Here is an 8,153-nt window from a genome sequence, read left to right as displayed (position 1 = left end):
TAACGTTAGCATTCCTTTTGTATATAAATGAAAGGTCTTATTTACATATTTGTTTTTAGGAACTTAATAACCTTTTCGTATAAATAAGTTCTGTTGGCAGCACCTCGTATCGAGTGATCTTTATCCGTGAACACAAACATATCGAATTGCTTGTTGGCTTTGACTAATGCCGCAGCATAATCCATCGTATTTTGAAAATGCACATTATCATCGGCAGAACCGTGTATTAATAATAAATTTCCCTCTAATTTGTTAGCTAGCAAAATCGGAGAGCCTGATTGATATCCGGCTGCATTTTGCTGTGGAGTACGCATAAAACGCTCTGCATATACAGAGTCATAAAACTTCCAATCGGTAACAGGAGCAATGGCAACTCCGGCTTTGAATACGCCATTCCCCCGGCTCATACTCATTAGGACATTGTATCCACCATAACTCCATCCCCAAATAGCGATTTTGCTTCCATCTATATAAGGTAAAGAAGCAAAATGTCTTGCCGCAGCTGCTTGATCGTCCGACTCGTAAATACCGAGATTCATATATGTACACTTGCGAAAGTCTTCCCCTCTGGCAGCAGTTCCACGTCCGTCAACACAAGCAACAATAAATCCTTGGGTAGTCAGGTAATCTGTCCAGTCAACACCGTACTTATCGGCTACCTGTTGCGAATTCGGACCACTATACTGCACCATTACCAACGGGTACTTGCGTGATGGATTGAAGTCCACCGGTTTCATTATATACGCATTCAGGTCTTGTCCGTCAGCCGCTTTTACAGTAATAAACTCCTTTTTAGGTAGATTGAGTCCGGCTAATGTATTTTTCAATTTAGCATTATCTTCCAATACTCGAAGTTCCTTTCCTGTAGCGTCGTGCACGGTAACAATCCGAGGTATTGAGATATTTGTATAACTATTGATGTAATATTTCCCATTTTTACTGAATGTCGCACCATTAGTTCCTTGCTTTGTAGATAATTTGGTTTTTATTCCTTTCACCATATCCACCTTGTAGATTGCTCTTTGGAGAGGGCTGTCTTCTGCAGCTTCATAAAAAACAGTTTTAGAAACCGGGTCAACAGCCAATAGACTTGTTACATCATAGTTTCCGGAAGTCAATTTCTTTTGCTGAGCACCATTCTTATCATAAAGATATATATGAGAATATCCATCCTTTTCGCTAACATACACAAACTGATTGCCAAAGAAGTATATATAGTTTAACAATTCAGAGTCTATATATCTGCTGTTTTCTTCATGAAGGATAGAGCGGCATACCGATGAGCGTGCATTTGCAAGAAACAGATCAAATTTATTCTGTTCTCTGTTCAATGTCATTATTGCTAAATCGTCTCCGGTAGGTAAAAACTGTATACGAGGGATATACTCAACATTATCAGGTATATTCATTTTCCGTATTGTCTTCGAGTCAATATCGAATACGTTGCATGTTACTTTCGAATTTTGTTCTCCGGCCTTCGGATACTTGAACGAAAATGAAGTCGGGTAAAGATTGTTTTCATACATCTGCATCGAATACTCAGGCACATTTGTTTCGTCGAATCTTACAAATGCCAACAAACGCCCGTCTTCAGAAAAATCCATAATACTGGTCGTTGCAAACTCTTCTTCATATACCCAATCTGTTCCCCCATTGATTATTTTACCCAATGCTCCATCTTTTGTTATCTGAGATTCTGTATCATAATCAAACTTAACTAGCCAGATATTGTTGTCGATAACATAAGCCAACATTCTTCCATCTTTAGAAAAAGTCGGGATTGATTGCTTTTCTTTATTTTCAGTCAGTTTTCGGACTAAATTTCGTCTAATATCGTAATAATAGTAATTTGCTTTGAATGAATGACGATAGATCGGTTCGTAATCGTTATACACAACCAGACGTTTCTCATCGGGGCTGATTATAAATCCTTGAAATGAGCTGAACGTACATTCACGTGCCTTATTAACATTAAACAGAGTATCGGTAGGCAAACCTGTTTTGTACGAATACTTAATGATCATTGTATTTTTATTATCTGCCTGAAAATAAGATTCCCCATCGGCAGAAGAAACAACAGGCTGAACACCGCGAGCAGAATATTTACCCGCATTAATATCCATAAGGTCTAAACGTTGCGCACTTGCTGTTGTTAAGACAAAACAAGCAAGCAGCAATCCTAAAACATTTTTCATATCAATAGCATTTATTTTTGACAAATATATCAATTTTCGATGGGAGTTGTAAATGATATATCGCATTAAATAGAAATAACCTTTGACCAAGGCCAAAGGTTATTGTAAAAACACCTAAAGTAATACGTAGTTTTTAAAGTCCTATTTGTATTTTTATTTGCTTATATACAACCGATATTCTCCCGGTTGAAGTGTAATATCTATAGAATTATCGGATACATTTAGTTGGTTACCCGTAAAATAATCCTGCCAGTTACCTGTTTTTCCGAAATTAACCTTTTGAGTTAATTCTGTGACATCGAAGTTAGCTATGGCACAGATAGACTCTGTTGATGATTTCAATAATACTTGTTTATACTGATTTGCTAAATCAATAGTATAGTCACTCGTATAAAAGGTAGTATTCGTATTACGAAGTTTGTTCATTTTAGCAAACACATCGTAGAGGTTTTTTCTTGCAGGTACATCATAGTATTCCCAATGAGGAGGCTTTTCTCCTAAGCGGTCATTATTTAATTCCTCATCGTAGCCCAGCTCTCCGAACTGCCAGATCATTTTAGGTCCAGGTAATGACATCAAAATAACTGCTGCCGCTTCTGTTCGTTTTAATCCTGTTGCTAAATTTTTCACATTGTAATCACCATAGCTTTTTCCGTATGAGTTATTTTTGAACATAATTCTTTCTTCATCATGACTTTCCATATAAGCTACCAAATTTGGTTTCGTCCATTCTCTTTTCTTATATGAAGCCCATGAAACATCACCTTTTAGTCCATTGTCTCCGGCTTCAGCCCCCCAACCCATCGTTGCCTCATTGAAGTTATAATTCATATTACCCCATAGTTTAACTCCATAGTCTGCCAGTATTTTTTCTTCATCATTGGCTGTTAGATGCTCAAAAATGACAATTGCATCAGATTTCCGTTTCCAAATTTCGGAAGCCATTCTTTTAAGTATCGCTATACGACTGTCGTCTTTACTCCACCCATCACTTTTTGTATTGGTAAAACCTTTTGTAAAGTCGAAACGAAATCCATCTACTTTGTATTCTTTCATCCAATATGCACAAACACTGTCTACAAATGCCTGGGTATATTTACTCTCGTGATTGAAATCATATCCCCAAGAATAACTGGAGTTAGGGGATATTTTATTGTACCAAGGATTATCGGCTGTAGGATTTTTATCGCTACCCTGATACATTCTCACCATCGGGCTTTGTCCATAGCTATGATTTAGTACCATATCCATTATCACAGCAATTCCATTAGAGTGGCATGCGTCAATAAATGCTTTATAGTCGTTAGGTGTACCGTATGCTTTGTCTGTAGCAAAATAGAACGACGGGTTATACCCCCAACTATTATTACCCTCAAATTCATTGAATGGCATTAGCTCTATAGCATTTACTCCAAGATTTTTAAGGTAGCTTATTTTTTCTTGCACAGCCTTAATCGTTCCCTGCTCTGTAAAATCACGAATAAGTATCTCGTAGATAACCATGTTATCCGGCTTATCAACTCTAAAAGTATTTACTTTCCAAGAATAAGAAGCCGGAGCTGTATTTACTACCATAGCTATCTCGGAAGTCTTTCCCGTAGGGTATTGTATCAAATTAGGATATACATTATTAGAGATATAACGATCATTATCCGGATCAGAAACTTTAGATGTATAGGGGTCTGCTATCCTTATCGAATTATCTATGAGGTATTGACATATATACTCCTTCCCTTTTTGGAGATTGCCTATTTTTATCCAGAAACGATCCCCGTCTTTTTTCATCTTATAGCTCTCCGAAACCGTCCAATTATTGAAGTCTCCGATAAGGTGAACCGTTTGTTTTTTAGGAGCAAAAAGAACAAAAGCCAATGAGTCGTCACTGATAACAGTAATACCATCTCTAAGACTGCCTATTGTTGGCGTTACAGGGACTTCGGGTATATCAGGATTGTTGGGACCATTATCACTGCATGATAAAAACATGCATAGTACTAGAGGGAAAAAGAATCTTAATAATTTCATGATACGAATAAGTGTATTAGGTTATTTTGGCACAATAGCCTTCCGTATCACAAATCTATGGTTTTTGATCCGACAGTTATTATCCTGAATAAACTACTTGCATAAAAAAGAATGCAAACGTTTGCATTCTAAACAATTAGTATTCCCAACTATATAAGCATGTTGTTGCGTTCTATTAAATAAGATTATAAGGAGAGTAAATATAGAAAAGGCGCCGGATCAGTTAAGATTCCAACGCCTTTTGCTTACCTATATATAAATAATCATTCACTAATCCGTTTATAGTATTTCGGCTTATAGTCAGGGAAGAGATCCGGATGAAATACATAGGCCATATCTTTTAAGATATAGTCGGGATGTATAGGCAGATCTTCGTAATAACTGCTATAAGCGGTGTTGCATCCATATATGTTTTTACTTTTGAATGCTTTAAAGTAGGAATATGGCTTATATTCTTTCTCAAGACTTGCATAAGTCATATCCGATGGGGTATTGTACTTGATAATCCAGATGTCAGCCTCTCCTGCCTTGTCAAAAACTATTTCGAAGTTAAGAGGCATATATGATGTTGATTTGTCCTCATTCCATGGATATATTGCCCCTGCATCAAACAACATATTGGACATAAAGCTTCTGCCACCCGGCATATTCCATTTTCCTTGATAAGGTATATCCGGGAGTACCGAAGGTCTCTTAGTTACATTGGCTACTATCTCTTTCACTTCTTTATAGTTTTTCTCTGTAATAGCAAACAGAGAGTCGGCATAGTGTTCTTTTCCTGTGAATAAAGAATAAAAACGAATCCATTCAGCGCGTCACAGTGGATGAGATTCTGTATAGTCTACAGTTTCGAGCATGGGGATATTTGTTTTCTCTACATTGCCGTATGTCCAGCCTTGTATTGGGGTTGCAAAAATAGCATCGGGATTCAACATGATTATTTTCTCTACATCGGGCTTACTAGCCATTCCCAAATTTTCTATTTCGCCATTTTTTACACGCTGTTGAATTACATCCAATTTTATATACTGAGGTTCACAAACTCCTTTTATAATATCTATTTGCCCCAATTCATTCAAAGATGAACAATGGATAGTAGAATAGGTAGCTACATTCTGAAGTGGAATTTTTACAACGACACCCTTCGGCAAATTTGCTGGCAATTCTTTTGTTCGGTCTACAAGCACATAGGTATGTAACAACCGAGTAGTGTCCCACGGGTCACGTACAGTAACAAGGGTATAATCATTATACTTTTTCACTTGAAACCCTTTGGCATAATGCACTGTATAAACAGAGTCCGCCTGTTTATGAAGAGCACTCTCATCTTGTCCGACAGGCTTTTGTTTGTTACAGCCCGTCAAGACAAGAATGATAGTGAAAAGTAGCGTGATATTGAATGATTTCATTTGTTGTTTTATTATTTATAAGGCTTTTACTATAAAGCCATAATACGATACTTCCTTAGAAGTGTTTCTATACTGATATTAGTTGGAGGTAAACGGTTAACTAATGCTCGTATTCCATATTCGTCTAATATCTTATCATCATGTATAGAAAACGCAAATCTACCACAGAATTCGCAGTCCTCGTCATTCCGATCTGTTTGAGGATCATAATCAGATACTATATATATAACACCATTATACGTAAATTTCTTTAATAAATCTTCTTTAAATATAGTTGTTCCACCATATCCTATTATTTCTGAACCGGGACTTGTTGAGGTATTAGTATTTTTTATCATTTTCAAACCAAACATAGCACTATATCTTTTTGCTTCTTGTGTTGCATATTGGTCGAATTCACCAGGGTATATTGTATTTATCTTTAAACAGATTATATCTCCAAACCGAGTATATAGATTAACAAGTGCATCTCGAGCAATCGGACTATATATATATCCAAGCTCAATTTTTATATAAGGTTCTTGTAATCTTTCTATTTTATTAACTCCCCTAGCGATATACCCTTTCATTATTTTTCTAAGGTTGAACTCCGGAATAAACTCTGTAATAGGAATTAATCCGCCATCTCCCAATTCAATAATACTATGAGTGCTTTTATCATTCAAAGAGCTGACCCATCTAGAGAGGTCTAAATTAGTATTTTTAACCTCTTTGGCTATAGAAAAAGAAGCAAAATCAGGAGAACCTCCGATTGTTTTAATAGACATTTTAATAGAACTGAATTCATTAGTAACTGATGTACTACTGTTATTATTTCTTCCAAAGTTCAATTCTGCAGAACTATTTTCCTTGGCCCCCTTAAATTTATATGAAGCATCCATTTCGAGGTTCATATTTTTTTCTTTTGTCTCACTGGTTTCTGTTTTTTTATATAAACCCACATATTGAGCAGATGCTTTCCCTCCAGTAACAAAGCTGGCCAAAACAAACCCTCCATAATTGGAAAAAAATTCACTTGGGTGTGTCCTATATAATTCTTCTTTGAAATCCTTAGACAAATAATTCTCTTTAATCTTTTCTAATATGTTTGAACTGGTTTGCAATTCAAAACAAGAATCTCTTACAACGATATTAACTTCACCAAAAACTGCATCTGTATTTTCCACAAGTGATTTCGTAAATACTTCTTTTTTATTACTTTTACTTCCAATAGAGAAAATTCCAACATCAAGCTTAAACCCTCCACCTATATTTTTAGTTATTGTTGAATTAGAGGTATATCTATCAAAGTTAGCATATGAAAAATATGAACCATCACTTGTATTATTTTTCCAGAAATTACAGTACGAACGATAGTCTTTGTAAAATTTATCAAAATCGATAACTGAATAACCAAGATTTCTTGAATCTTCAATAGGATAATAATTATTCCTAAATGACCTCCCCAAGTATTTCACTTGAGGAATACCTATAACTCCGGTTTTTGTGGTGTTAGTTACGGAAGAAAATTTTGACTGATACTCAGAACGAACCCATGGAATATTATGGTCTCTTTCTTTTAAAACTACTTCGTTATTTGCCATTGAATAACCTGCTTCTTTATTCTTTTCATAGTGATCTTCACAGGAAAAAATAAGAAACGATAGACTAAGGATTAACAATAAATACTTTTTCATAATTTAAATTTTTTAGTAAATACAATATTTTATTTTAATAAGAATATAATTCCGTTCAAATTGAGTGATCTTCTGATTTACTAGATTTTTAATTTGATTTGTAGTTATTAATCATACAAACTCATAGAAATATAACTATGAGTTTGTATGAACTTCGCTTATTTGACTGTAGGATATGCTGCAATCGGATTTAAACCTTTTGTGTCAAATGTTTTAATTAATTTACCATCTGTATTGAAAACATACATATCTCCATCGGTCTTATAGTCTGATGTACCTATAAAGATATATTTCTTCACAGGATCAGATGATATACTATATGGTTTGTTCAATACAGTACCATCAGTAATAAAATTGTTAGTCAATACCTTTTCTGCTTTAGCATCGTATACGCTATATGTTATAATCTGATTCCAATTGGCATCGTATTGAGAATATATAATGTATATATTATCGTTACATATTGTCATCCATGTAGCATTTCCTACCTGAGTTACTTCTTGTGTATCTGCATCTATTCGTTGCAATGTATTTGGTACATCATTATAATTTCCATTTGATATTACATAGATATCCCCTTGACTATCTACAACCATTTTATCAGGATTTATAACAACATCCAGCTTCTTAAGCTCTGTAAAAGTCGCTACATCTACAACCGAAACTGTTTTATCATAACCAATAGCTGTATTATAGTCTAACCCTCCTGAATTTGCAACATATAATTTTCCTTTGGATGCTCGTACATATTCAGGGTTACGGCCAACTTTTACCTCAGCTTCAATTTTTAAAGTATTCGGATTTATTTTAGCCAAATACCCATCAAAATATGTGACATATACTTTACC

At 35.1% G+C, this 8,153-nt stretch carries 5 protein-coding genes and 1 pseudogene; all 6 read right to left on the bottom strand.

The features are described 5' to 3' along the window. Positions 1–41: 41 nt before the first annotated feature. Positions 42–2,195 carry a S9 family peptidase gene (locus LDB17_RS02060; RefSeq protein WP_252638114.1) on the bottom strand — a complete coding sequence of 718 codons (2,154 nt, stop codon included), beginning with the start codon at positions 2,193–2,195 and terminating at the stop codon, positions 42–44. A gap of 153 nt (positions 2,196–2,348) precedes the next feature. Then, the gene (locus LDB17_RS02055; RefSeq protein ID WP_252638116.1) at positions 2,349–4,220 is read right to left on the bottom strand and encodes an alpha-amylase family glycosyl hydrolase; all 1,872 of its coding nucleotides are present in this window, start codon (positions 4,218–4,220) and stop codon (positions 2,349–2,351) included. A 263-nt stretch (positions 4,221–4,483) separates the two neighbouring features. Beyond that, the gene (locus LDB17_RS02050) at positions 4,484–4,942 is read right to left on the bottom strand and encodes an ABC transporter substrate-binding protein (RefSeq protein WP_393924860.1); all 459 of its coding nucleotides are present in this window, start codon (positions 4,940–4,942) and stop codon (positions 4,484–4,486) included. Positions 4,943–5,035: 93 nt separating this feature from the next. After that, positions 5,036–5,629, bottom strand: coding sequence for a hypothetical protein (locus LDB17_RS02045; RefSeq protein WP_393924859.1), 594 nt, complete (start codon positions 5,627–5,629; stop codon positions 5,036–5,038). A 29-nt stretch (positions 5,630–5,658) separates the two neighbouring features. After that, entirely contained in the window at positions 5,659–7,305 is a 1,647-nt protein-coding gene (locus LDB17_RS02040) for an MAC/perforin domain-containing protein (protein WP_252638118.1), read from the bottom strand. Positions 7,306–7,463: 158 nt separating this feature from the next. After that, positions 7,464–8,153: pseudogene (locus LDB17_RS02035) on the bottom strand (hypothetical protein); the annotation flags it as partial.

The organism is Dysgonomonas sp. Shenzhen-Wh21 (assembly GCF_043392705.1).
In the GTDB taxonomy this organism is placed as follows: Bacteria; Bacteroidota; Bacteroidia; order Bacteroidales; family Dysgonomonadaceae; genus Dysgonomonas.
Note: the sequence above shows the minus strand (reverse complement) of the source record. Positions and strands in the feature narration are given on the sequence as shown.